Origin of the sequence: Roseiarcus fermentans (genome assembly GCF_003315135.1) — a bacterium.
GTDB classification, from domain to species: Bacteria; Pseudomonadota; Alphaproteobacteria; order Rhizobiales; family Beijerinckiaceae; genus Roseiarcus; species Roseiarcus fermentans.
This window is the reverse complement of record NZ_QNRK01000024.1, coordinates 1-25,076: the sequence shown is the minus strand read 5'-3', so window position 1 is coordinate 25,076 and position 25,076 is coordinate 1. Positions and strand designations below refer to the sequence as shown.

The 25,076-nt window shown below is 69.3% G+C and carries 23 protein-coding genes and 2 pseudogenes; 15 read left to right on the top strand and 10 right to left on the bottom strand.

What is annotated here, in order from left to right:
• Positions 1-17: 17 nt before the first annotated feature.
• The 4 genes from DFR50_RS19975 to DFR50_RS19960 all read left to right on the top strand — a co-directional run bounded on the left by DFR50_RS19975 (position 18) and on the right by DFR50_RS19960 (position 2,691).
• Positions 18-389 carry an IS1595 family transposase gene (locus DFR50_RS19975; protein ID WP_113891028.1) on the top strand — a complete coding sequence of 124 codons (372 nt, stop codon included), beginning with the start codon at positions 18-20 and terminating at the stop codon, positions 387-389.
• Between the two features lie 33 nt (positions 390-422).
• Positions 423-1,142, top strand: coding sequence for a hypothetical protein (locus tag DFR50_RS19970; protein WP_210208981.1), 720 nt, complete (start codon positions 423-425; stop codon positions 1,140-1,142).
• A gap of 588 nt (positions 1,143-1,730) precedes the next feature.
• The gene (locus DFR50_RS19965; protein ID WP_113891026.1) at positions 1,731-2,009 is read left to right on the top strand and encodes a type II toxin-antitoxin system RelE/ParE family toxin; all 279 of its coding nucleotides are present in this window, start codon (positions 1,731-1,733) and stop codon (positions 2,007-2,009) included.
• Between the two features lie 292 nt (positions 2,010-2,301).
• Positions 2,302-2,691 carry an XRE family transcriptional regulator gene (locus DFR50_RS19960; RefSeq protein WP_113891025.1) on the top strand — a complete coding sequence of 130 codons (390 nt, stop codon included), beginning with the start codon at positions 2,302-2,304 and terminating at the stop codon, positions 2,689-2,691.
• 160 nt (positions 2,692-2,851) lie between these two features.
• On the opposite strand, the gene DFR50_RS31540 is transcribed toward DFR50_RS19960, so the two are convergent.
• From DFR50_RS31540 to DFR50_RS19925, 7 genes and pseudogenes are all read right to left on the bottom strand, one after another.
• Complete coding sequence (locus DFR50_RS31540; protein WP_147262819.1) at positions 2,852-3,061, bottom strand: hypothetical protein; 210 nt, start codon at positions 3,059-3,061, stop codon at positions 2,852-2,854.
• Positions 3,062-3,231: 170 nt separating this feature from the next.
• The gene (locus DFR50_RS19955) at positions 3,232-4,893 is read right to left on the bottom strand and encodes a lysine--tRNA ligase (RefSeq protein ID WP_113891024.1); all 1,662 of its coding nucleotides are present in this window, start codon (positions 4,891-4,893) and stop codon (positions 3,232-3,234) included.
• Between the two features lie 511 nt (positions 4,894-5,404).
• A pseudogene (locus DFR50_RS33630) lies at positions 5,405-6,262 on the bottom strand (glycosyltransferase); the annotation flags it as partial.
• An 845-nt stretch (positions 6,263-7,107) separates the two neighbouring features.
• Complete coding sequence (locus tag DFR50_RS19940; RefSeq protein WP_245427982.1) at positions 7,108-8,367, bottom strand: CCA tRNA nucleotidyltransferase; 1,260 nt, start codon at positions 8,365-8,367, stop codon at positions 7,108-7,110.
• Positions 8,364-8,624, bottom strand: coding sequence for a DUF6111 family protein (locus DFR50_RS19935; protein WP_113891022.1), 261 nt, complete (start codon positions 8,622-8,624; stop codon positions 8,364-8,366). The genes DFR50_RS19940 and DFR50_RS19935 overlap by 4 nt, the downstream gene beginning before the upstream one ends.
• On the bottom strand, positions 8,621-9,280 hold the full coding sequence (locus DFR50_RS19930) for an NUDIX hydrolase (protein ID WP_245427981.1): 660 nt from the start codon (positions 9,278-9,280) through the stop codon (positions 8,621-8,623). Before DFR50_RS19930 ends, DFR50_RS19935 begins: the two co-directional genes overlap by 4 nt.
• Positions 9,277-9,861, bottom strand: coding sequence for a DUF1285 domain-containing protein (locus DFR50_RS19925; protein WP_113891021.1), 585 nt, complete (start codon positions 9,859-9,861; stop codon positions 9,277-9,279). The genes DFR50_RS19930 and DFR50_RS19925 overlap by 4 nt, the downstream gene beginning before the upstream one ends.
• Positions 9,862-9,994: 133 nt before the next feature.
• Between DFR50_RS19925 and DFR50_RS19920 the strand changes: the two genes are divergently transcribed.
• From DFR50_RS19920 to DFR50_RS33110, 9 genes and pseudogenes are all read left to right on the top strand, one after another.
• A complete protein-coding gene (locus tag DFR50_RS19920; protein WP_113891020.1) occupies positions 9,995-10,996 on the top strand; it encodes an AAA family ATPase in 1,002 nt (333 codons plus the stop codon).
• 37 nt (positions 10,997-11,033) lie between these two features.
• Entirely contained in the window at positions 11,034-11,939 is a 906-nt protein-coding gene (locus DFR50_RS19915; RefSeq protein ID WP_113891019.1) for a DUF58 domain-containing protein, read from the top strand.
• A 4-nt stretch (positions 11,940-11,943) separates the two neighbouring features.
• On the top strand, positions 11,944-14,724 hold the full coding sequence (locus tag DFR50_RS19910; protein WP_113891018.1) for a DUF4159 domain-containing protein: 2,781 nt from the start codon (positions 11,944-11,946) through the stop codon (positions 14,722-14,724).
• Positions 14,721-16,871, top strand: a complete 2,151-nt coding sequence (locus DFR50_RS19905; RefSeq protein WP_113891017.1) for a hypothetical protein — start codon at positions 14,721-14,723, stop codon at positions 16,869-16,871. Before DFR50_RS19910 ends, DFR50_RS19905 begins: the two co-directional genes overlap by 4 nt.
• 31 nt (positions 16,872-16,902) lie before the next feature.
• Complete coding sequence (locus tag DFR50_RS19900) at positions 16,903-17,610, top strand: CoA transferase subunit A (RefSeq protein ID WP_113891016.1); 708 nt, start codon at positions 16,903-16,905, stop codon at positions 17,608-17,610.
• Between the two features lie 17 nt (positions 17,611-17,627).
• Positions 17,628-18,269 carry a CoA transferase subunit B gene (locus tag DFR50_RS19895; protein ID WP_113891015.1) on the top strand — a complete coding sequence of 214 codons (642 nt, stop codon included), beginning with the start codon at positions 17,628-17,630 and terminating at the stop codon, positions 18,267-18,269.
• A 186-nt stretch (positions 18,270-18,455) separates the two neighbouring features.
• A complete protein-coding gene (locus DFR50_RS19890) occupies positions 18,456-18,746 on the top strand; it encodes a nucleotidyltransferase family protein (protein ID WP_113891014.1) in 291 nt (96 codons plus the stop codon).
• Positions 18,743-19,141, top strand: coding sequence for a HepT-like ribonuclease domain-containing protein (locus tag DFR50_RS19885; protein ID WP_113891013.1), 399 nt, complete (start codon positions 18,743-18,745; stop codon positions 19,139-19,141). The genes DFR50_RS19890 and DFR50_RS19885 overlap by 4 nt, the downstream gene beginning before the upstream one ends.
• A pseudogene (locus tag DFR50_RS33110) lies at positions 19,126-19,276 on the top strand (succinyl-CoA--3-ketoacid-CoA transferase); the annotation flags it as partial. The gene DFR50_RS19885 and the pseudogene DFR50_RS33110, both read left to right, overlap by 16 nt.
• A gap of 124 nt (positions 19,277-19,400) precedes the next feature.
• Here the strand turns inward: DFR50_RS33110 and DFR50_RS19875 are convergent.
• Positions 19,401-20,606, bottom strand: coding sequence for an ABC transporter substrate-binding protein (locus DFR50_RS19875; RefSeq protein ID WP_113891012.1), 1,206 nt, complete (start codon positions 20,604-20,606; stop codon positions 19,401-19,403).
• Positions 20,607-20,757: 151 nt separating this feature from the next.
• Here DFR50_RS19875 and nth point away from each other — a divergent pair, with 151 nt between their 5' ends.
• Positions 20,758-21,420, top strand: a complete 663-nt coding sequence (gene nth, locus DFR50_RS19870; RefSeq protein ID WP_113891011.1) for an endonuclease III — start codon at positions 20,758-20,760, stop codon at positions 21,418-21,420.
• A gap of 22 nt (positions 21,421-21,442) precedes the next feature.
• On the opposite strand, the gene hisS is transcribed toward nth, so the two are convergent.
• On the bottom strand, positions 21,443-22,948 hold the full coding sequence (hisS, locus tag DFR50_RS19865; protein ID WP_113891010.1) for a histidine--tRNA ligase: 1,506 nt from the start codon (positions 22,946-22,948) through the stop codon (positions 21,443-21,445).
• Positions 22,949-22,977: 29 nt separating this feature from the next.
• The gene (locus DFR50_RS19860) at positions 22,978-23,676 is read right to left on the bottom strand and encodes a DUF1345 domain-containing protein (protein ID WP_113891009.1); all 699 of its coding nucleotides are present in this window, start codon (positions 23,674-23,676) and stop codon (positions 22,978-22,980) included.
• 140 nt (positions 23,677-23,816) lie between these two features.
• Here DFR50_RS19860 and DFR50_RS19855 point away from each other — a divergent pair, with 140 nt between their 5' ends.
• On the top strand, positions 23,817-24,596 hold the full coding sequence (locus DFR50_RS19855; protein WP_113891008.1) for a crotonase/enoyl-CoA hydratase family protein: 780 nt from the start codon (positions 23,817-23,819) through the stop codon (positions 24,594-24,596).
• Positions 24,597-25,076: the final 480 nt, after the last annotated feature.

The following is a 25,076-nucleotide window of genomic DNA, read 5'->3' as shown; positions in this document are numbered from 1 at the left end:
ATTAGGGGTTTCGTAAGCTGTCGCCGCAATCCCCGAGCGTCAGGGGTTTCGTCGAGCGCAATGTGGTGGTCAGCGCCACCGTTGTGAGCGACGGGATTCCGGACTATCGCAAGCTGGCCGAACATCGCGCGCATGTCGGCAAGGTGGTCGGCAAGACGGCGGCGCACGCCCTACTGCCCTGGATCCACCGGGCAGTCTCCAACCTGAAGCGCTGGTTCATCGGCACGCTGCACGGCGTCCGGAAACAGCACTTGCGGCGCTACCTAGACGAGTTCACATTCCGATGGAACCGCAGGCGGCGCACTGCCTCGGCCTGCGACAGGCTGCTCGGCTTGGCGACACGATTGGGGCACGCTTCATACACTGATTTCGTCGAGCAGCGGGCGTAGTGTAGCCCACACAGAGCCGGGGAGATGCCTGAATTGGGCGTGGGCTACCAAGCATCGGCGCTGCACCTCATTTCGTATCTCGTCGTCGACGCGAAGGCTCCATATACGACTGAGCCGCCGCCAGGATGGAAGTTACCCCCCATTCCGGGCGCAAGATATATGACGGAACCCGCCAGATTTCGGTCTCCGGCAACGGAAGACATCATCGCTTGGCGTGACAAGCTTGCGACAAAATACGCGCCCCAACTCGGCGAACTCCTCTCCTGGGACGAGCCCAGGGATTTCTATAAGTCGGAAGACGCCGCGGTGAGCGGAGACCTTCTCCTTCGCTATGTTGCCGCAGTGGCCCAACAAGGCGCCGACGAGCTTGCCAAGCTTGTCGGTCGCCAGAAACCGGCGCAAGAGGAACTCCGCCGCGCGCTCGACGGCGCGATTCAGCGAGGCTTCACGGGCCGGTTTCCACAAATATTGCTCGGGGCACAAATTTGGCTGCCGTTCCAACGCAACTTGATTATCGAGGAGCCGGATTGGCAGGGAAAGACTAACCGGTTCGGATCAGCCTATCGACTTGAAGACGAGGTGCGCGAGCTGAGAGCCGCAATCAAGAAAGCCGACCCGCAATCGGTCCAGTGGACGTCGGAGCGGGAGGTTCCGGAGCAGATACTCGGCGCAGCATGGCAGGCCAGCGGGACAATTGCCCGGATCTGCGCCGTGGCCACAGCCCAGCATTCTCCATTGTGGACGACAGGCTAAGAGACCCGCGAGCGATGGCTTTTCGGTCCGGATACAATATCTGGGCTTACCGGAACCAGCGTTTTTTTCCGACATTTACAAGCCCGCGCAGGGCAATAACTTCATAAGAATCTTACCTTTTCAAAGGAATCACGCTCGATACCCAGTATAGAGGCTAACTCCTTCACAAGAGGAGGCTCCTCCAGCGCTCTCGAAACTTACCCGCGCTGGGGTAACACCAAAGCCACCGTCATCGCGAGGAGCGACCCCCGGACTTGGTCGCCGCGCTTCAACGTCGGCGCAGGCGGCCCCTGGATCGCCGCGTCGCCCTTCGGGCTCCTCGCGAGGACGGCGGGAAGCGTCATCGCCCCAGCCTCGGCGTCGACGACCGACTTCGGTCGACGAGAGCGGAGGAAAGCGCGAGGTAGCGGGCGTGCAAGCCGAAGCGCTTGGGGCGCAGTTCGACCCAGCGGCCATTTTGGCTTGTCCCAGCAGCCCGTATGCGGATATATCCACAGCCTCATAGAGCGGATCGCGTCAGGCTAGCCGCCCGACGGAAATCCGAGAGTCCGTCCGGCTGACGATTGACAGATATAGCTTAGGAGCTATATGGATAAGAGGTGGAAGGTCGCGTTCGTCGACGCGTTCGAACCAGAGTTCGAGGCGCTGCCGGAAGCGGTGCAGGACGAATTGCTGGCGTCCGCCAAGCTCTTGGCTGCGTTCGGTCCGCAATTGGGCAGGCCGCACGCTGACACGCTCGATGACTCGGTGTTTGCGAACATGAAGGAGCTGCGCTTCGACGCCGATGGCGGCGTTTGGCGCGTGGCCTTCGCGTTCGATCCCGAGCGGCAGGGTGTCTTGCTGGTCGCGGGCGACAAGCCAAGGTAGTCCCCTTCCGCCGTCATCGCGAGGAGCCCGAAGGGCGACGCGGCGATCCAGGAGCCGTCTGCGCGGACGGCGAGGAACGACTGCGCCCGCCAATCCGCTGGAGCATTGGCCCGGCCCCCTGGATCGCCGCGTCGCTTCGCTCCTCGCGATGACGGAGAGCCCTGTCGTCCGCCCAGCTTGGCAGACACGGCGGAAGCGAAAAGCGGTTTTACAGGTCGCTCATCGCCAAGGCGGACAAGCGCTACGAGACCCACCTCGATCGACTTGGAGCCGCGAAGAGGAAGAAGACGTGATGAGCAGATCCCTGGATGACGTTCTCGCCTCGCTTCCCGAGGAGCGCCGCCAGCGTGTGGAGGCGCGTGCGCAAGAATTGATGGACGAGGTCGAGAGCCTCGGTAAATTGCGCCGTGTCGCTGGCAAGGCCCAGGTCGATATTGCCTCGGCTCTCAAGGTCAAGCAGCCCTCGGTGTCAAAAATCGAGAAGCAGACCGACATGTATCTGTCCACTCTCAGAAGCTACATCGAGGCCGTCGGCGGGCAGCTTGAACTGGTCGTACGATTGCCGTCCCACGCGCCCTTGCGCCTTCAGCGCCTCGGCGACCTCGCCTTGGACGGCGCCGCCTCGCGAACCCGCAAGATCACTGCCAAACGTCGAGCGAAGCCGAAGGCGCCCCCAGGCTGAGAGACCGATACAGATACACATGAGGAGGGATTTCGCGGAGCGGTCTGTAGCATGACAGCGTATCGGCCACGGGGCCTAGGCGGTTACGCGTTGCCCGGAGGGGAAGGTCGCGCGTAAGCGAGTGGTGATTGCGGGCCTGTCACCGTAACACCCGCTCTCACTATCGGCGCCGAATATGAAATGTGATCCCATCGAAGGGCGGGAACGCTAGGCCTTGTCTGGCGAGATTTTCTTGAGCCTCTCTTTCAAGCGCCTCGCGAATAGGCTGCGGCGGCGGTCCGGCGAGCGTCTCGGCCTGAGAAAGTTCGTAGGTCTGGAGCAGTTCCCCGAGCCGTTTGCAATCGACAAGGTATGTAATCAGATCGCTCATGCTGGTCTCGGACTTTGAACCACGCGTACGCTGCGTTACCCTCAATCGCGCGAGGATTCTATGTCCGGCGGGTAGGATTCGGTTCACAACAACGCGCGCGCTCCTTCGGCAAAGCACAGTCCGCCGCATCGGCAGCCCGATTGGGCTTTGACCCTAACGCGGCCTCCGTCTCACCCCGCCCCGACCAGCTCCCCCGCCAGCGCGCGGTCGATCAGCGCCCGCGTCTCCGCCAGCCCGTAAAGCGCGATGAACGACCCTAGCCGCGGGCCGCGCTCCTCGCCGAGCAGGACGGCGTAGACCATGTTGAAGAAATCGTTGGAGACGCCGGGGCGCTCGGGCGTCGCGCCCTTGGCCTTCAAATCCTGGTAGCGCGGGATCGGCCGGGCGATGTCGTAGAGGGCGTGCTGGACGGTCTCGGCGCTGGCGCTGGCGGGCAGCTCGCCAAGCTTCGCCGACACGGCGGCCAGCGCCTCGCGCTCGACCGCGTCGGCGAGCCGGTAGCGCTTCTTCGGCGCCACGAAGTCGCGGAAATAGGCGACCGCGTAGCGGACCAGGCTGTCGAGCCGCGGATGGTTTTCGGGCGAGGCGTCGGGGGCGTAGCGGCGCAGGAAACCCCACAGCACCGCCGGGTTGTCGCTGTTGGCGACCGCGGCGAGATTGAGCAGCATCGCGAACGAGACCGAGGTCCGCCCGTCGCCGTGCTCGAGCGCTTCCGGCTGCGGCGGTTCGCCGGAATGGATGTGCCAGACCGGGTTGCCGAGACGCTCCTTCCACGGCTGGTCGGGGTAGGCCTCGAGGAAGCCGAGATAGTCGTCGACGGTGCGCGGGATGACGTCGAAATAGAGCCGCTTGGCCGCCGACGGCTTCTGGAACATGAACTGCGACAGGCTCTCGGGGCTGGCGTAGGTCAGCCATTCCTCGATCGTCAGGCCGTTGCCCCGAGACTTGGAGATCTTCTGGCCGTTCTCGTCGAGGAACAGCTCGTAGTTGAAGCCGGCCGGCGGCTCGCCGCCGAGCGCGCGGGCGATTCGCGACGAGAGTTTTACCGAATCGATCAGATCCTTGCCGGCCATTTCATAGTCGACGCCGAGCGCGCACCAGCGCATCGCCCAGTCCGGCTTCCACTGCAGCTTGCAGCGCCCGCCGGTCACCGGCGTCTCGTAGGTTTCCCCGCTGTCGGGATCGCGCCACGCGATCGTGCCCGCCTTCGCGTCGTGCGCGAGCACGGGCGCCTGCATGACGACGCCGGTCACCGGGTGGATGGGCAGGAACGGCGAGTAGGTCGCCGCCCGCTCCTCGCGCAGCGAGGGCAGCATGATCGCCTGGATTTCGTCGAACCGCTCCAGAGCCCGCAACAGCGCCGCGTCGAACCGCCCGGAGGTGTAGGCTTCGGTCGACGACATGAACTCGTAGTCGAAGCCGAACCGGTCGAGGAAGCGGCGCAGCATGGCGTTGTTGTGGGCGGCGAAGCTCGGATATTCGCCGAACGGGTCCGGCACGCGGGTCAGCGGCTTGCCGAGGTGCTGCGACACCAGCTCGCGATTGGGGATGTTGTCCGGCGTCTTGCGCAGGCCGTCCATGTCGTCGGAAAACGCGATCAGACGGGTCTTGACCGTGTCGCCGGTCAGCACGCGAAACGCGTGCCGGACCATGGTGGTGCGCGCCACTTCCCCGAACGTCCCGATATGCGGCAGCCCGGACGGGCCGTAGCCGGTCTCGAACACGACCTCGTCCTTGTTCGCCGTCGCGAGCCGCGCGATCAGCTTGCGCGCCTCCTCGAAGGGCCAGGCCTTGGAGACGCCGGCGGCCTCGCTGAGGGACTGTGAAGACATCGATTCCGTTCCGCTCCGGACGCCGGCGTCGTTTCTCGCGGGCGTCGAAAGCCGCGCACACTAGAAGGCCCGGACGACGTGTCAACCGACCGCCGGCTCGCGCTCGGGCCGGGCGCGTCGCAGGAGGGGAACCGGCGCAGCGTTCGACCGGGCGCGGCCGTGCGCGGTCTTCGCCCAGAAATGGGGCCGGAGCGCCAGATCGACGATCGCCGTCCAGATCGACGATCGCCGTCCAGGCGGCCGCCGAAACGAGGACGTAATAGAGCGGAAGCGTCGCGAACGCGGCGACGCCGACTCTCAGGCGCCGCTGCCCCGCGGCGACCGCCGCCGGAACCACGATCGACCACACCCCGGCGGCCGCCAGCAGATAAACGAACAGGTCCTCGGCCTCGCGCCAGCGCGAGACCTCGGCGTCGCCGGGCCCGAAGGCGCGCCACAGCGTGGCGACCGCGAAGGCCGGCCACGCCAGGGCGCTCGCCACCGTGCCGAAAATCAGGATCGCCGCCGCGAAGGCCTTGAGCGCGCCGAGGTCGCGGACGAAACGGACTATATCGCGCGAATGGACGATGCAGGTCTGCATCCAACCCTTCTGCCAGCGCACGCGCTGCGCGAACCAGTTGCCGAACTCGCACGGCGCTTCCTCGGACGTCTCGGAGTCGAGCGTTCCGACCCGGTAGCCGTAGCGGGCCAGCCGCACGCCGAGATCGGCGTCCTCTGCGACGTTCCATTCGTCCCATCCGCCGACGTCGGCGAGCGCGGACACCCGGAAATGATTGGAGGTCCCTCCGAGCGCGATCGGCAGGCGCAGGGCGCACAGCCCCGGATTGATGAGATCGAACAGCACCGCGTATTCCAGCGCGAACAGACGGGAGAGCCAGGAATCGTCGGCGTTGCGCACGGTCAGGCGCGCCTGGAGGCAATCGACGTCGCGGTCGGCGGCGAACTGCGACGCCGCGAGCCGAAGTTGCCCCGGCGCCGGGATGTCTTCCGCGTCGTAGACGACCAGATAGGCCCCGCGCGCCTCCATGAGCGCCAGATTGAGGGCGCGAGGCTTGGTCGACGGCCGTCCGGGCGGAGCGACGACGACCTCGATGTGAGCGGGCAGGTCGAGCGCGACGAGGCGAGACAGGGTCTCGCGGTCGCGCCGCTCGACCACGAGCTTGATGTCCAGTTTACTCTTGGGATAATCGAACGCGTTCAGCGCGCCGACGAGCTGCGAAACGACCTCCTCCTCGCGATAGGCCGCGACGATGACGGTATAGACCGGCAATTCCTCGTCGGTGAGACGGCGCGGCCGCCGCTCCTCGGGGTTCGCCACCGCCGCCAGCGACCTGAACCCGATCGACGACAGGAACAGGATCCACAGCATGGCGGAGGCGACCGCCGACAGGGCCCCGGCGCTCGCGGCCGCGAGCGCCGCCCCGAGCGCGGCGACGAGCCCGACCGCGGCGACCTGCCCGCGCGCCAGTCCGGTCCTGGCGGAGAGCGCGACGGGGAGGCGCGCGAGCGCCCGGTCGAGGATGTCGCCGGCGCGTTGCGCGCGAACGAGCGCGTTGAACCGCTTCGGCGACGTGACCGCGAAGCTCTCGGGACGCAGGCGCCCCGACAGCGTCATGTCGATCAGCCGGGGAACCACCGCCGCGCGCGGCGCGATCACCGCCCGGGCGCCGCCGTGAGGCGCGGCGAGCGGGGCGACCCCGCAGCACAAGGCCTTGGCGGCCTCGAAGTCCTCGGCGAAACGGGGCGAGCCGAGATAATAGGCGCAGCCGAGCCGGCGCGACAGCGCGCGGTAGTAGCTTTCCTCGTCGATTGCGCCCGAGGCGAGAACGGCGTCGAGCGGACTGACGTCGGCGGGCGCGCGCGCGACTGCGGCCATGAGCGCATCGAGCGTCGCCCCCGCTTCGATCGCGATCTGGAGTTCGGGAGGGATCGGGCGGTGCGTCGCCCGCGTCGCAGACAGGCCGCGACGCGACGTGCGCACGAGTTGCGCCCCGCGAGGCTCGGCGCTTCCCGGCCCTTGAGACCAAGCCTCCATCGAGTGACGCGACGCGCGCTCATGCGGCCGGAACGTTGACACGTGTCCGGTCGGAGTAGGGCACAGAATCCCCGCTTTGTCAGGCGGAATTCGCGGCCTTTTTGCAATTTTTTTCAGAGCTTGGGGGCGACGCCGGCGGCGGCCCGGGTTCGACCGGCTCCCTTTTCCGAAATCGGCGGCTATCGAGCGCGTCCGGGCGCCTCGGCCGCGGTCACCAGCCTGTCGATTGTCGCCTTGTCGGTCGGAAAGCCCGCGTCTTCCCAGAGCGCATCGAAGGTTCTGAGGATCTCACCGACGCGTCGCCCCGCCGCCGCGCCGCGGGCCACGATCGACTTTCCGCTGACCGGCGACTTCGGCGCCGGCGCCTCGGCCAGGAAGCGATGGGCGCGCGCGAAATCGGGGTCGTCCGCAGCGGCCCCGGACTCGACGTGCGCGAGCAGCAGGGCGTCGGACGCGCCGCGCCGGCCGGCGCGAAACAGGAGACGGCGCAGGGCGTCGGTCGACGGGGCGACCGTGAGGCCATGCAGGGGCGCGAGCGCGGCGGCCGCCCGCCGCAGGCGCTCGCCTTCGCCGTTCGAGAGACGCAATCGTTCGCGCAGGCGCTCCGAATCCTCCTCGACGAAGACGGCGAGCGCGGCCAGCCGCAAGAGCCCGTCCGGCGCCGTGTCGATCGCGACCGCGCGCGCCAGCCGGTCGGGCGCCGAGAAGCCGAGGCATTCCGCCAGAATTCCCGCCTCCCCCATCGCCCGAACGACCTCGGGAACGTGCGGGGCGACCAGCAGCTTGAGGACTTCGGCGCGCACCCGCTCCCGCGACAGCCGCGCGAGGCTCGCGCGGTTGCGGATCGCGGCGCTCAGGCCGTGCGGATCGAGCGCGCCCCGCCCGAACCGCGCCGAGAACCGGAAGAACCGGAGAATGCGGAGATGATCCTCGCCGATGCGTGCGTCCGCGTCGCCGATGAAGCGGACGCGGCCGGCGGCGAGATCCTCGAGGCCGCCGAGCGGATCGAAGATCCGCCCCTCGGCGTCGAGCGAGAGGGCGTTGATGGTGAAGTCGCGGCGGCGCGCGTCGGCGAGGAAATCCCGGCCGAAGACGACCCTCGCCCGGCGGCCGTCGGTCTCGACGTCCTCGCGCAGCGTCGTCGTCTCGATCGTCCGGCCGAGCATGATCAGCGTCACCGTGCCGTGGTCGATGCCCGTGGGCGCGACCTTGAATCCCGCGGCCTCGGCGCGCCGGATCGTCTCGCTGGGCAAGGCGGTGGTGGCGAGGTCGAAGTCTTCCGGCTCGAGGCCGAGGGCCAGATCGCGGACGGCGCCGCCGACCACCCGCGTCTCGACGTCGCCGTCGTTCAGCGCCGCGAGCGCGTCGGCGAGAGGCCTGCGACCGAGCGCTTCGCAGGTCCTCAACCGGCCCGCCTCGGCGCCGGGAAGGCCGGTCACTCGAAGCGCCCCGGGACCAGCACGCCGTTCTCCCGATGCGCCGGAACATACGCACCTTGGCCGCGGGGCGCGAACAGGTTGACGGCCACGAGGCCGAGGATCGCGGCCGCGACGCCGATGACGGTCAGAATCGAGACCCGGACGCCGGTCCAGTGCTCGACTTCGAGCGGCCATCGCGCCCGCAGGACGAGATAGATCGCGTAGACCGCAAACGGCGTGAGAAACAGCGCGAGCGGTTCGAGGACGGCGCGGCTCATGAGGCGACAAGCTTCTCGTACAGGATCCGCAGGATTCCAGCGGTCGCGCCCCAGATATACCGGCCCTCGTGCGGCATGGCGTAGAATCTTCGCACCCGGCCCTGCCATTCGCGCTCGTCCACCCGATGATTGGCCGCGTCCATCAGGAAGGCGAGCGGCGTCTCGAAGGCCTCGTCGACCTCGCGCGCGTTGATCGACAAGGTGAAGCCGGGATCGACGATCGCCACCAGCGGCGCGATCCGGAACCCGGTTCCCGTCAGATAGGGATCGAGCCAGCCGAGCGGCTCGATGAAGGCGGGATCGAGACCGACTTCCTCCTGGGCTTCCCGCAGCGCCGCCTCCAGCGGGGTTTCGCCCGGATCGATCTTGCCTCCGGGAAACGCGATCTGCCCGGAATGGGTGCTCAGGTGCGAGGCGCGCAGGGTGAGCAGCACGGTCAGGCCCTCCGGCCGCGCCACGATCGGCGCGAGCACCGCGGCCGGCCGCGCCCGGGCGATCAGGGCGGCGTCGGGAACGAGGCCGCTCAGGAGAAAGTCGCTGGATTTCGGCGCGCCGGGGCTGGTCAGGTCGTCGAGCGTCAGCGTCGCCTTGAGCCGGCGCCGCGCCAGCGCCGAGAACGATTCGCGATCGAGGCCGGTCACATCGACGATGGTCAAAGGCCCTCGATCTCGCTTGCCGGACACATGGGGAAGAAGACGCCGCCCGAACGCACCCCGAACCACGAAGCGCCGCCGGAACGCTCGCAGACGCCGAGGGCGACGAGATCGTAGAACAGCGCCCGCTTGACCAGGGCCCACAGATCGCCGCGCACGCGGACATAGGGCTTCAGGCCATCGGCGGCGCCGGGCTCGAAACGGAGCGGGTGCTCGTCGTCGACCGCCACCTCGTCGTCGACATTGGTCCGGAAAGTCAGCGCCTGCCCGCGCTCGCTCGACCCGACCCGCATCTCGACGGCGAGGAACGGGGCGTCGTCGACCTTGACGCCGACCTTTTCGACCGGCGTGACGAGACAAAAGCGATCGCCGTCCTTGCGCAGGATCGACGCGAACAGCCGGACGAGCGCCGGCCGGCCGATCGGCGAGCCGCAATAATGCCAGACGCCGTCGGCGGCGATCCGCATGTCGATGTCGCCGCAGTCGGGCGGGTTCCACAGATGCACCGGCGCAGGTCCCCGGCGCGCGGCGAGCTCTCCCAGCCCCGCAAGCGCGGCGTCCGGAGATTTCGTGAGGTCCGCCATATTCTGGCGCTCGTTTGTGGGCGAGTTTGGCGGGGGCATGGTGCGGTTCGATCATGTTGCGACCGACGCAATGTATCGCCGCCGGCGCAAAAGCGAAACCAGCGAGGGGTTCTGTGGCGAAGAGGGACTGGACATGAACGCCGCCGCCGCTCGGGACCCGGACATCCTCGTCCGCGACATCGACGCCGTCCTCGAACGCGTGGCCGAGGCGCGGGCCGAGATCGCCGCGACCATCATGGGGCAGGAGCGCGTCGTCGATCTCAGCCTGACGACCCTGCTCGCGGGCGGTCACGGCCTCCTGATCGGCGTGCCGGGCCTGGCGAAGACGAAACTGGTCGAGACGCTCGGCGTCGTCGTCGGGCTCGACGCGCGACGCGTGCAGTTCACGCCCGACCTGATGCCGTCCGACATCCTCGGATCCGAGGTGATGGAGGAAGGTCACGACGGCCGGCGGGCGTTCCGCTTCCTGCGCGGTCCGATCTTCGCCCAGCTCCTGATGGCGGACGAGATCAACCGCGCCAGCCCGCGCACGCAATCGGCGCTGCTGCAGGCGATGCAGGAGCATCACGTCACGGTCGCCGGCGTTCGCCACGACCTGCCGCGGCCATTCCACGTCCTGGCGACGCAGAACCCACTCGAGCAGGAAGGCGCCTATCCCCTGCCGGAGGCGCAGCTCGACCGATTCCTGCTGCAGATCGACGTCGGCTATCCGGACCGCGACGCCGAGCGCCGCATTCTGATCGCCACGACGGGCGAGCGGGAGAAGCAGCCGAGGCCGATCATGACCGCCGACGACCTGCTCGTGGCGCAACGCGTCGTGCGCCAGGCGCCGGTCGGCGATCGCGTCGTCGAGGCGATCCTGGATCTCGTCCGCGCCGCGCGCCCCGGCGAAGGCGACGCCGAACTCTCCCGCGGGATCGGCTGGGGACCCGGACCGCGCGCCGCGCAGGCGCTGATGCTCGCCGCGCGCGCCCAGGCGCTCGTCAGCGGACGGCTCTCGCCGTCGCTCGACGACATCAAATCGCTGGCGGAACCGGCCCTGAAGCACCGCATGGCGCTCACCTTCGCCGCGAGAGCCGACGGCGAGACCATCCCGGCCGTCATTTCCCGGCTCGCGGCGAAGACCCTTCGATGAGGGCGCGAACGTCGGGACTTCGCCCATTGCCGCCGCCATGACCGTCTCCCCGTCGATCCGCCTCGAGGCCGCGACCCTGTCCGCGAGACTGCCGAGCCTCATCGTCGCTTCGCGCAATGTGGCGCAGACCGTGCGTCACGGCGTCCACGGGCGGCGCAAGGCCGGCTCCGGGGAAATCTTCTGGCAGTTCCGGCCGTTCGTGTCCGGGGAGCCGTCCTCGCGGGTCGACTGGCGACGGTCCGCCCGAGGGGAGCACGCCTTCGTGCGCGAACGGGAATGGGAATCGGCCCACACGGTCTGGATCTGGTTCGACCGGTCCGCCTCGATGCGTTTCGGGTCGAGCCTCGCGCCGGCGACCAAGATCGACCGCGCCGCGGTCATCGCGCTCGCCTTCGCCGATCTCTGCGTCGGCAGCGGCGAGCGCGCCGGGTTGCTCGGGCTGACGCGACCGATGGCGACGGCGGGGGTGATCGAGAGCCTGGCGGAGGCGATCGCGACTGACGAACGCCTGAACGGGGCTTCCGACGCGCCGCTGCCGCCGCCGGCGCCCGCCAGCGCGCGCTCCCTCGTCCTGCTCGTCGGCGATTTTCTCGGCCCGGCGTCCGAGACCGAGCGGAGGCTCCGGACGATCGCGGCGAACGGCGCGGTCGGGGAAATCGTGACGGTCGCCGATCCGATCGAGGAGACCTATCCCTACACGGGCCATGTCGAGTTCCAGCACCCGGGGGGGTCGATGCGCCTCCTGGCGCCGAAGGCGCAGTCCCTGCGCGAAGCCTATCTCGCCCTGCTTTCCGCCCACCGGGACGAATTGAAGCAGATCTGTTCGCGGCTCGGCTGGGGAATGAGCCTGCACCGGACCGACGCCTCCGTCGCAGAGGTCCTGCTGACGCTGCGCATGCGCCTGTCCGCGCCGGAGATCGGCGCAGGAATCCGGAGCGCCTGACGCCATGCTCGGTCTCCCGCTCGCGTTCGGCGCGCCCGCCGTCCTGGTCGTCCTGGCCGGCCTCGGCGCGCTCTACTACCTCCTGCGCGTAACCCCGCCTGCGCCGCGGCGCGTGAGCTTTCCGCCGCTGCGGCTGCTTCTCGGGCTGTCGACCAACGAGACCGAGCCGGCGAGGACGCCCTGGCCGATCCTCCTCTTGCGGCTGGCGATCGCGGCGCTCGTCATCGTGGCGATGGCGCAACCGCTGTGGCGCGCGCTCGCCGGGCCGGCGGGATCGGGGCCGCTCCTGGTCCTGATCGACGACGGCTGGCCGGCGGCGCCGACATTCGAGAAGCGGATCGCGTTCGCCGAGCGACAGATGAGCGCGGCCGCGAGGGCCGGGCGCGCGGTCGCCCTCAAGGCGTTCTCGGAGACCGGCCGGGCGATCGCGCCGCTCGATGCGGGGGAGATCGAGGGGCGGCTGCGCTCGCTCGCGCCGACCCCCTACGCTTCGTCGCGGGCGGCGGCGCTGCCGGCGATCGAGCCGTACCTCGCCGCGCGGCCGGGGACGGACGTGCTGTGGATCGCCGACGGCGTCGAACTCGGGGGCGCCGGCGCGTTCGCGTCCCGCCTCGCGGGGCTCGCCCGGTCGGCCGAGGTCGTGACCGACGGGTCCGGCGCGCGCGCCGTCGCAGGCGCCGACAACGAGGCGGGCACGCTCGCGGCGCGGCTCGTCCGGTCTGACCCGGGCGCGCCGGCGCGCGGGGTCGCGCGCGCGCTCGACGCGCAGGGACGGGAGATCGGGCGCGCGCCGTTCGACTTCGCCGCCGGCGCCGCAGCCGAGGTCCGCTTCGACCTGCCGGTCGAACTGCGCAACCAGGTCCAGAGTCTCGTGATCGACGGCGATCGCTCCGCCGGCGCGACCTGGCTGATCGACGATCGCTCGCGGCGACGCCGGGTCGCGATCGCGACGGGGACGAGCGCCGACGCGGCGCAACCGCTGATCGCGCCGGGCTACTATCTCAGGCGCGCGCTCGAGCTGTTCGCCGACGTCAGCGAGTGGCGGGATTCGGCGAGCGATCCGATCGTGTCGCTGCTGGCGGAAAAGCCCTCGGTCCTCGCCATCGCCGACATGAGCATCGCGCCGGGGCCCGAGCGCGACGCGGTGCAGCGGTTTCTCGACGACGGCGGCGTGCTCGTCCGCTTCGCCGGCGCCCGGCTCGCGGCGGGCGACGACGACTTCACCCCGACCGCGCTCCGGCGCGGCGGCCGGACGCTCGGCGGCGCGCTGTCGTGGGATGCGCCCAGACATGTGGCGCCGTTCGAGAAGACGAGCCCGTTCTTCGGCCTGCCCGTCCCCGACGAGGTGACGGTGTCGCGGCAGGTGCTGGCGGAGCCGGAGGAGGGCCTCGCCGACAAGACCTGGGCGCGCCTCGCCGACGGCACGCCGCTCGTCACCGCGGCGCGCCGCGGCAAGGGCCTGATCGTGCTCTTTCACGTCACGGCCGACACGACCTGGTCGAACCTGCCGCTGTCGGGCCTGTTCGTCGACCTGCTGCGTCGGGTCGTGGCCGAGGCCGATTCGTCCAGCGGCGCGGCGGACGCCGCGGGCGGGCGCGCGCGCGCGGCGAGCCTTCCGCCGTGGCGGACGCTGAACGGGTTCGGCGCGCTCGGCGTTCCGCCCTCCGTGGCCGAGCCGATCGCCGCCGATTTCGCCGGCGTCGGCGACGCCGCCCACCCGCCCGGCCTGTACGGCGCGCCGGAATCCTTGCGCGCGGTCAACGCTCTCGCCGCTGGGCAGACGCTGGCGCGCGCCGATTACGGCCCGCTCGCGGTGCGCCTGGACGCGCTCGATTCGGCGCCGCCGGTCGACCTGCGCGCCTGGCTGCTGCCGATCGCCCTCGTCGGACTGATGGTCGATGCGCTTCTCTCGCAGTGGATCGGGGCGGGCGCGCGGCTGCGCGGGCGCGGCGCGTTCGCGGCGATGATCGTCGCCGCCGCGCTCGGCGCCGCGACTCATCCGGACGCCGCCCGGGCCGCGGACACGGCCGTCAGCGCCCGGGACATGGACGCGGCGCTGTCGACCCGGCTCGCCTACGTCACGACCGGCGATCCGACCGTCGACGAGACCTCCCGACTCGGGCTCGCCGCGCTGACCCGCGTGCTGTCGAACCGCACCTCGGCCGAACTCGCCGACCCCGTCGCGGTCGAACCGGCGCGCGACGAACTGGCCTTCTATCCGGTGCTCTACTGGCCGATCGTGGCCGGGCGGCCCCAACCGGCCCCTGGGGCCCGGGCGCGCCTGGCGGCCTACATGAAGAACGGCGGCACGGTCGTGTTCGACACCCGCGACGCGCTCGTCGCCAGTCCGGGCGGTCCGCCGACGCCGGAGGCTCTGTGGCTGCGCGCGCTGCTCGACGGCGTCGACGTGCCGCAGCTCGAACCCGCCCCCCGCGATCACGTGCTGACCAAGACGTTCTATCTGCTCGACCGCATCGTCGGCCGGACCGCGATCGGCCAGACCTGGGTCGAGGCGCTGCCGTCGCCCGACCCGAACGACCGGGCGCCGAGGCCGGTGCGCGCAGGCGACAGCGTGTCGCCGATCATCATCGTATCGGACGATCTCGCCGGCGGCTGGGCGACGGACGCCGATGGGCGCGCGCTCTATCCGCTCGTTCCCGGCGGCGCCCGGCAGCGCGAGCTGGCCTTCCGCAGCGGCGTCAACATTGTCATGTACACCCTCACCGGGAACTACAAGGCCGACCAGGTTCACGCCAAGGACATCATCGAAAGGCTGACGCGGTGACGTCCTGGTCGATCGACTTCGCCCCGCTCGTCCCCCTCTGGCTCCTCTATGGCCTGGCCGCGGCGGCGCTCGCGATCGCGGCGGCGCTCGTCTGGCGGCGGGCGCCGGGAGCCTGGCTGAGGGCCGCCGCCTTCGCGCTCGCCCTCGTCGGCCTCGCCGATCCCAATCTGGTTCAGGAGAACCGCCGGCCGCTGAAGGACATCGTGGCGGTCGTGGTCGACCGCTCGGAAAGCCAGCAGCTCGGCGATCGCCCGCGCCAGACCGACCAGGCGCGCGACGAGGTCGAAGCGCGCCTCAAGGCTCTGGGCGACGTCGACCTGCGCGTCGTCGAGACCTCGCGCGCGGAATCCGACACCGAGGGGACGCGGCTGTTCGCGGCGCTCCGCGGCGCCCTCGCCGACGCGCCGCCCGACCGCGTGGGCGGCGCGATCCTGATCACCGACGGCGACGTCCACGACATCCCCGGAGCCGCTTCGGCGCTCGGGTTCAACGCGCCGCTGCACGCCCTGATCACCGGCCACGAAGGCGAGCGGCAGCGCCGGATCGAGCTGATCGAGGCGCCGCGTTACGGCATCGTCGGCAAGGATCAAACGATCGCCGCGCGCGTCCTCGACAGCGCGAGCCAGGGCGAGCCGGTCAGGCTCACTGTGCGCCGTGACGGCGAAACGATCGCCACGATCGACGCCGCGGTCGGCGAGCGCATCGAGGTGAAGACGCCGATCGAGCACGCCGGCCGGAATGTGGTCGAGCTCGAGATCGCCCCGGTCCCCGGCGAGCTGACGACCGAGGGCGATCGGGCGGTGGTCGACATCGACGGCGTGCGCGACAAGCTGCGCGTGCTGCTCGTCTCGGGCAAGCCGCATCCGGGCGAGCGCATGTGGCGCAATCTCCTGAAGTCGGACGCCAACGTCGACCTCGTGCATTTCACCATCCTGCGTCCGCCGGAAAAGGGCGGCGACGGGGTGCCGATCAACGAGCTGTCGCTGATCGCCTTCCCGGTCGCGGATCTGTTCGGGCGCAAGATCAAGGACTTCGACCTGATCATTTTCGACCGCTACGCGCAGCAGTCGATCCTGCCTTACGCTTACCTCGAGAACATCGCGGACTACGTCCGCCGCGGCGGCGCGCTCCTGATGGCGGAGGGTCCCGAATATTCGACCCCGGACGGGCTCTACTATTCGCCGCTCGGCGCCATCACGCCGGCCGAGCCGACGGGCGAGGACCTCGAGGCGCCGTTCCGGCCGCAGGCTGCCGAACTCGGCCTTCGTCACCCGGTCACCCGCGGCCTCGTCGGCCCCGACGGGACCGGGGACCCGCCGACGCTCGGCCGGTGGTTCCGGCTCGTGGGGGCGAAGGCCACCGACGGGCAGACGGTGATGACGGGGCCGGACAACCGGCCGCTGCTCGTGTTGTCGCGCGTCGACAAGGGCCGGGTCGCGCTGCTGCTCAGCGACCAGATCTGGCTCTGGGCGCGCGGCTACGACGGCGGCGGCCCCTATCTCGACCTCCTTCGCCGCCTGGCGCACTGGCTGATGAAGGAACCGGAGCTCGAGGAGGAGGCGCTGCGCGCGAGCGCCCACGGCCGCGCGATCACCGTCGAGCGGCAGAGCGTCAGCGGGGAGGCGCGGGAGACGGTCCTCATCGGGCCGGACGGAACGAGGACCCCACTCGCCTTCGCCGCCGTCGCCCCGGGCCTCAGCCGCGCGCAGACCACCGTCGACCGTTTCGGGCTTTACCGCGCCGAGGACGGCGAGCATGTCGCGCTCGTCAACGTCGGCCCCGAGAACCCGCTCGAGATGCGCGACGTCGTCTCGACGACCGAGAAGCTGAGGCCGCTCGCCGAGGCGACCGGGGGCTCGGCGCGCCGGCTCTCGGAGACCAAGGCGGACGACGCGAACGTTCCGCGCATCGTCGGCCTCAACCCCGCGCCCTTTTACGCGGGAGGCGGCTATATCGGGATCAAGCGGACAGGTTCGAGCGAACTGATCGGCGCCCGCTCGACGTCGCTGGCCTCGGGCTTCTTCGGGCTGGCCGTGCTCCTGGGGATGATCGTGGCCGGGTGGATGGCGGAAGCGGGGCGGTTCGGGCGTCGACCCAAGTCGCCCCATCCGAAAGCCCGTCTTGCCGGCCGCGCGCCGCCGGTTTAGGGATGACGGGCTTTTTGGGGAGGGTCATCCGGTGAGAAAAGTCTACGCCACCGCCGACGCGGCGCTCGCGGGCATCGTCAAGGACGGCATGACGATCATGTCCGGCGGCTTCGGCCTGTGCGGCATCCCGGAGACGCTGATCGAGGCCCTGTGCAAGACCGGCGTCAAGGACCTGACCGTCGTCTCCAACAATTGCGGCGTCGACGGCGTCGGCCTCGGCGTCCTGCTCGAGAGCGGCCAGATCCGCAAGATGATCTCGAGCTACGTCGGCGAGAACAAGACCTTCGCCAATCTCTACCTCTCGGGCAGGCTCGAACTCGAGTTCAACCCGCAGGGCACGCTGGCCGAGCGGATCCGCGCCGGCGGCGCCGGCATTCCCGCCTTCTTCACCAAGACCGGCGTCGGCACGATCGTCGCCGAGGGCAAGGAAATCCGCGACTTCAACAACGAAGCCTATGTCATGGAGTTCGGCCTCACCGCCGAGGTGTCGCTGGTGCACGCCTGGAAGGGCGACACCGAGGGCAATCTCGTCTACCGGAAGACGGCGCGCAATTTCAATCCGAACATGGCCACCGCGGGCAAGATCACCGTCGCCGAGGTCGAGCATCTGGTCCAGCCCGGCGAGATCGACCCGGACGACATCATGACGCCCGGCGTGTTCGTGCATCGCATCGTGCATGTCCCCGGCGCCAAGAAGCACATCGAGCAGCGCACCGTGCGCAAGCGCGACGCGGCCTGAACTCAAGGAGCGCCGACATGGCCTGGACTCGCGAACAGATGGCGGCCCGCGCCGCCAAGGAACTCAAGGACGGTTTCTACGTCAATCTCGGCATCGGCATCCCGACGCTGGTGTCGAACTACATCCCCGAGGGCATGACGGTCGCGCTGCAGAGCGAGAACGGCATGCTCGGCATGGGCCCCTTCCCCTACGAGGGGGAGGAGGACGCCGACCTCATCAACGCCGGCAAGCAGACCGTGACCGAACTGCCGACGACGAGCTTCTTCTCCAGCGCCGACTCGTTCGCGATGATCCGCGGCGGCCACATCGACCTCGCGATTCTGGGCGCCATGCAGGTCTCCGAGACCGGCGATCTCGCCAACTGGATGATCCCCGGAAAAATGGTCAAGGGCATGGGCGGCGCGATGGACCTCGTCGCCGGCGTCAAGAAGATCGTCGTGGTGATGGAGCACACGTCCAAGGACGGGCCGAAGCTGCTGCATCATTGCGAACTGCCGCTGACCGGGGCCAAGGTCGTCGACCTCGTCATCACCGACCTCGGCGTGTTCACGATCGACAAGCACGGCTATCGCGGCATGGCGCTGATCGAGACGGCGCCGGGCGTGACGCTCGAGGAGATCGCGGCGAAGACCCAGGCGGCCTACCGGGTGGCGCTGTAGGGCGCGTCGCTGAGCGCGCTGTCAAGCGGGGTCAACGACGATTCCGCCAAAGAAGGGCGGAGACTCCGAGCCGCAACAGCGGCTCGGGTCCGAAACTGGCTGCCCCGCTCAGGCGTTTATAACGAACGGCATTGCGACCCGGATCCGCCGCTCGGGTTCGCGCCCCGTTTATGTTAGTCTCCAACCATGAAACCATCCGCAGCCCTTGATGCGCATCGCGCTGAACTGCGCCAGCTTCTCCTGGGCTACGGGGTGAGGCGCCCGCGTGTGTATGGCTCCGTGTTGACCGGCGCGGATACTGACGACAGCGATCTCGATCTCCTCGTGGAGGCGACGGACGAGACAACCTTGTTCACGCTCGCCAGGCTGGAACATGCCGCGCAAGCGTTGCTCGGCGTTCGGGTATCGGTTTTGACGCCGGGGTTCTTGCCCGAGACGTTCAGGGATCGCGTGCTGAAACGTGCCGAACCGCTATGAAGCACCCCGAGCGCGTCGAAGAGTATTTGAACCACATTGCGCAGGCCATTCAGCGAGCCACCGACTATATCGACCGGCTTGGCGGTGTGAGCGCCTTTCGGCAGAGTCAGCGCGATCAGGACGCCGTGATCCGCAACATGGAGATCATCGGCGAAGCCGCCCGCCAAATTCAGCAACACGCGCCGCAATTCGTGGCGGCTCACCCTGAGTTGCCGTGGATCGAAATGCGCGGCATGCGCAACAAGATGATCCATGAGTACTTTGACGTAGACGTCGATGTTGTCTGGCGAACGGTCAAGAGCGATCTGCCGGCGCTGAAACAACGAATTGACGATTTGCTGAAGCGACTGCGTGGCGCTGCGCCGCGAACACCGCCGAGGTCGCCGACCTCGTGATCACCGACCTCGGCGTGTTCACGATCGACAAGACACGGCTATCGCGGCATGGCGCTGATCGAGACGGCGCCGGGCGTGACGCTGGAAGAAATCGCGGCGAAGACGCAGGCGGCCTACCGGGTGGCGCTCGGCTGATCGCCCTGCAGGCGGAGCTTTCTCGAACCACCAGGGGTCACAGGGGACCACGAAGGCGGCTTCGTATCCTTGGCGGCGAACAGGGCCGGCGGGCGCGAAGGTCGTCACCCGCCGGTCGGGAGCCCTACTTCTGCACCAGCGGGCAGGCGGAGTCGGACAGCTTGCCGTAGGCCTCCTCGCCGGTCATCGTCTTGACGAGCTTGTAATAGTCCCACTCGCCCTTCGACTCGGCCGGCGTCTTGACCTGCATGATGTACATGTCGTGCAGCAAGAGCCCGTCCGGGCGGATGGTCCCGTTCTGGGTGAACGCGTCGTTGATCGTCATCTTGTGCAGTTCGTCCATCACCTTGTCGCCGTCGGTCGTGCCGGCCGCCTTGACCGCGGACAGATAGGTCAGGGTCGCCGAATAGAAGGCGGCCTGCGGCATGGTCGGCTCCCGTTTGACCTTGTCGTAGAACCGCTTGGCGAAGGCGCGGGTGCGGTCGTCGAGATCCCAGTACCAGCCGTCGGTCAGGATCAGCCCCTGCGCGGTCTCGAGGCCGACGGAGCGGATGTCGGTCAGGAAGACGAGCAGCGCCGCGGGCTTCATGCTCTTCGTCAGGCCGAATTCCGAGGCCGCCTTGAGCGAGTTGGAGAAGTCCGCGCCGGCGTTGGAGAGCCCGAGCACCTGCGCGCCCGACCCCTGCGCCTGCAACAGATACGAGGAGAAGTCGGAGGTGCCGAGCGGCACGCGCACGTCGCCGACGACGCTGCCGCCGCCCGCCTTTACGATATCCGAGGCGTCCGCCTCGAGCTGCTTGCCGAAGGCGTAGTCGGCGGTGATGAAGAACCAGCTTTTTCCCCCCTCGGCGACGATGGTCTTGGCGGTGCCGTTGGCGAGCGCCTTGGTGTCGTAGCCGTAGTGGATCGTATAGGGGTTGCAGGCCTTGCCGGTGAGCTGCGCGCCCGCCGCGCCGATGGCGAAGAACGGGATCTTCTTCTCCTTGGCGGCCGCGGACATGGCGAGACTGACGCCGGTGTTCGAGCCCCCGAGGGTCATGGTCATGCCCTGAGTGTCCGCCCACTCGCGAAACTTCTGCTGGCCGATGTCGGGCTTGTTCTGGTGGTCGGCGGTCAGGACGTCGATCGGCTTGCCGAGCACGCTGCCGCCGAAGTCGGCGATCGCCATCCGGATCGCCTCGACGCCGCCGGCGCCGATCACGTCGCCGTAAGGCCCTGACATGTCGTCGATGTCGCCGATCACCACCTTGTCGGGCGCCGCCTGCGCCGCGCCCGCGGCGAGCGCCGCGCACAGCGCGCCGGCGCGAGCCACGCGATTGAACTGTCGCATTCGTATCCTCCCAGAAATCTCGCGAACCACAGCCCGCCCGACTTTCTGACAACGGCCTGTTCGCGCATATTGCGTGCCGACCGAGCCCAAAGCAAGACGCGCCCGACCGGGCTCGCCGCCGGCGCCCGACGGTCGAGGACAGCGAGGCTCCATGGCGGCAAGACTTTCCCTCAGCAAGCGCAAGGCGCTCGCGGAGGCGGTTTTCGAGCGGCTGGCCGCCGCCAACCCGACGCCCAAAGGCGAACTCGAGTCGGTCAACCCGTTCACGTTGCTGGTGGCGGTGGTGCTGTCGGCGCAGGCGACGGATTCGGGCGTGAACCGGGCGACCAAACCGCTGTTCGCGGTCGCCGACACGCCCGCCAGGATGGCGGCGCTGGGCGAGGAGGGTCTGGCCGAGCGGATCCGGACGATCGGGCTCTACCGCTCGAAGGCGCGGCACGTGATCGCGCTGTCGAAAGCGCTCGTGGAGCAGCACGGCGGCGAGGTTCCGCGCGACCGCGCGGCGCTCGAGGCCCTTCCCGGCGTCGGGCGCAAGACCGCCAACGTGGTGCTCAACATCGCCTTCGGCGAGCATACGCTCGCGGTCGACACCCACGTCTTCCGCGTCGCCAACCGGCTCGGCATCGCGCCGGGCAAGACGCCGCGCGAGGTCGAGGACGGGCTGATGACGGTCGTCCCCGACCGCTTCCTGCCGCACGCCCACCATTGGCTGATCCTGCACGGCCGCTACGTCTGCAAGGCGCGCAAGCCCGCCTGCCCCGTTTGCGTGCTGAAGGCGATCTGCCCGTTCGAGCCGAAGGCGGAGGCCGGCTGACCGGGCGCCGCCGCGGCGGAAATCAGGGGCGCGCGAGCACCTCCCGCACCCGCTCCACCAGCTCCGCCTCCCGCGCCGAAAACTGTGCCTGCTGGCGCAGCTCCAGATAGTCGGCGCGGTCCTTCGTGCCCTTGGCGAGCTCCGCGCCGAGCTTCAGGTCGCGGATCGTCACCTGCGCTCCGCCCGGCGCCTCGCGCTCGTTCGAGCCCTGGATGACGGCGACCCGGGCGCGCCGCCGGTCGGCGTATTTGAGCTGGGCGTTCATGCCCGCCTGCCCGAGGTACAGTTCGGCTGCGATTCCCGCCCCCCGCAGCCGGGCGACGAGGCGCTGGACGCTCGCCATCGCGGCTTCGTCCCGGTCGAGCGCCAGCACCACGACCGGGCCCGCGGTCGCCGCCGCCCGGACGATCGGGCTGTCGATGGCGCGCAGCGCCGCGAGCAGCCGCGAGACGCCGACGGAAAAGCCGGTCGCCGGCACCGGCTCCTCGCGGAAGCGCGCCACCAGCCCGTCGTAGCGCCCGCCGCCGCCGACCGAGCCGAAGCGCACCGGCCGCCCGGCCTCGTCCCTGACCGCGAAGGTCAGCTCGGCCTCGAAGACGGGGCCGGTGTAATATTCGAGGCCGCGGACGACGGAAGGGTCGACGATCACCCGGTCCGCCGCCCCGCCCGCCTCGACCAGGCCGACGATCTCGGCGAGTTCCCGCAGCCCCTGCTCGCCGACGGTGGAGCCGGCGACCGCAGGCGCGAGCGCGGCGACCGTGGCGCGATTGTCTTCAGCGCGCGCCGCGGTGTAGGCGAGCACCCGGTCGATCGCGTCGGCCTCGAGTCCCGCGCCCTTGGTGAAATCGCCGCTCTCGTCCTTGCGGCCGGATCCGAGCAGCGCGCGCACGCCCTCGGGGCCCAGCCGGTCGAGCTTGTCGATCGCCCGCAGAACGGTGAGGCGGCGGCCGGCGTTTTCCGAGCCGCCGAGGCCGATCGCCTCCATCACGCCGTCGAGCACCTTTCGGTTGTTGACCTTGACGACGTAGTCGCCGCGTTTGATCCCCAGCGCCTCCAGCACGTCGGCCGCCATCATGCAGATCTCCGCGTCGGCGGCGACGCTGGCCGCGCCGACGGTGTCGGCGTCGAACTGCATGAACTGGCGGTAGCGGCCCGGGCCGGGCTTCTCGTTGCGGAACACCCAGCCAGCCCGATAGCTGCGATAGGGTTTCGGCAGCCTGTCGAAATGCTCGGCGACGTAACGGGCGAGCGGCGCGGTGAGGTCGTAGCGCAGCGACAGCCATTGCTCGTCGTCGTCCTTGAACGAGAACACGCCCTCGTTCGGCCGGTCCTGGTCGGGCAGGAATTTTCCCAGGGCCTCGGTGTATTCGATGAACGGCGTCTCGACCGCCTCGAAGCCGTAGAGGGCGTAGACGCTGCGGATCGTCGCCATCATCGCCTCGGCCGCGGCGATGTCGGCGGGGGTGCGGTCGACGAGGCCGCGCGGCAGCGCAGGCCGCACGCGGTTCGAAACAGGGGATTCGGTCATGGGGATTCGGTCCGGTCGGCGGCGCGCGTTCAGAAGAACCCGGCCGCGATGTTGATGGCGAGGGCGACGATGATGGTGTTGAAGAAGAAGGCGACGACGCCCTGGATGACGCAGATGCGCCGCATCCGGGTCGAGGTGACGCTGGTGTCGGAACTGGCGAAGGTGCAGCCGACCGTGAAGGCCTGGTAGACGAACTCGGTCCATTCGGGGTCCGGCTTGCCGGGAAAGTCGAGCCCGCCCGGGCGGCCGCCGGCGACCGCGGCGAAGAAGACGCCGGCATAATGGATGGCGAACAGCACCTGAATGTAGGTCCAGGCGCTGAGCAGGCTTGTCACGACGAGCGCGACATGCTCCGCCTTGCCGAAGCCGTCCATGGTCTTGACCGGGCCGAGGTCCCAGACGATCGCCGCGAGCGCGGCGCAGCTCGCCGTCACGCCGAGGACCACGAGCACCCATTGGTTCTCGTCTTCCGGGCGGGCTTCCACGCGCGGATCGGCGGTCGGCCGGCGCATCATCTGCGCGATCAGCAAGAGATAGGCCCATGACCCGGCGTTCCACGCGATCAGAAGCCGGGTCGACTCCCGCATGACGAGCGGCGCGAACAGGAGGACGAAATAGGTCGCAATCATGATGGCCGCCCCGGCGAGCAGGCGGGGACGGTGCGCGAGGGTGACGAGAAACCCTCCCGGCTCTTCGTCGGCGGCCGGCGACGGCGGGGGGATGGTCATGCGGAGCCGTTCATCGTTCGAGCCTGCCTTGCCCGACCGCGGGCGGAGGGTCAAGCGCGGCGCGCGGTCGCGGTCGCCCGACTTATCGGCCGATCGGTTCCGCGCTAAACCAATCCGGCGACGATGCGAGGGAAGAGACGATGACGACCCCGGTTTCCGTTCGCGCCGAGGGGCGCGTGACGATCGTGACCATCGAACGGCCGGAAAGACGCAACGCGGTCGATCTTGCGACCGCGCGGGCGCTGTACGACGCCTTCAAGCGGTTCGACGCCGATCCGGACGCCGACGTCGCGGTTCTGACCGGCGCGGGCGCGGCCTTCTGCGCCGGCGCCGACCTCAAGGCGCTCGCGGCCGGAGAGCCGGGCCGGTTCCTGAAGGACGGCGACTTCGGTCCGATGGGGCCGACGCGGCTGACCCTGACGAAGCCGGCGATCGCCGCGATCGAGGGTCCGGCGGTGGCGGGCGGCCTGGAGCTCGCCCTCTGGTGCGACCTCAGAATCGCCGGCCGATCGGCGACCTTCGGCGTCTTCAACCGCCGCTTCGGCGTGCCGCTCATCGACCTCGGCACGATCCGCCTGCCGCGCATCGTCGGGCACGGCCGGGCGATGGAGCTCATTCTCACCGGCCGTCCGGTCGACGCCGAGGAGGGGCGCCGCATCGGCCTCGTCAACGAGGTGACCGAAGACGGCGCGGCGCTGGCGCGCGCGGTCGCGCTCGCCCGCAGCCTCAGCGCCTTTCCGCAGAACGCGATGCGCAACGACCGCCTCTCGGCGATCGCACAATGGGATCTCGACGCCGAGGCGGCCGTTGCCTACGAGGCGGAGCGCGGTCTCGCCACCCTCGCCAGCGGCGAGGCGGCCGAAGGCCCGGCGCGTTTCGCGGGCGGCGAAGGCCGCCACGGAGCTTTTGGAGGCGGCTAGGGTCTGCCGGTCGCCCAGCGGGTCGCGGGCAAGGACGCCGTCGGCCGTCGCCGGCTCCGCGCGCAGTTCTGGCAGGCGCAGCATCCCTTCAGGGACTTGGGCGCCCGAACCTGTCACTTTGTCACTTTGATCGACGCTTCCCGCCGTCCTCGCGAGGAGCCCGAAGGGCGACGCGGCGATCCAGGGGCCGCGTGCGCCGACGTTGCAGCTCGGCGACGCGCGGCGCATACGGCAGACTTGACGGCGGCTTGGGTATTGCGTCACTTTGCAACTGCCGGAGGAGCGGCGCTGCCCGACTCCGCCAGACCTTGGCCCTGCCCCCCTGGATCGCCACGTCGCTTCGCTCCTCGCGATGACGGCGGCTTGGGAGGTCCGTCACTCTGTAATACGGTTTCCGCGTGATTGACTCGATGGTTGGGGATTCCTGAAGCGGAAACAGCGTGATAGATAGAAGGGCCATGATTCGCGGGAGGCGGGCAT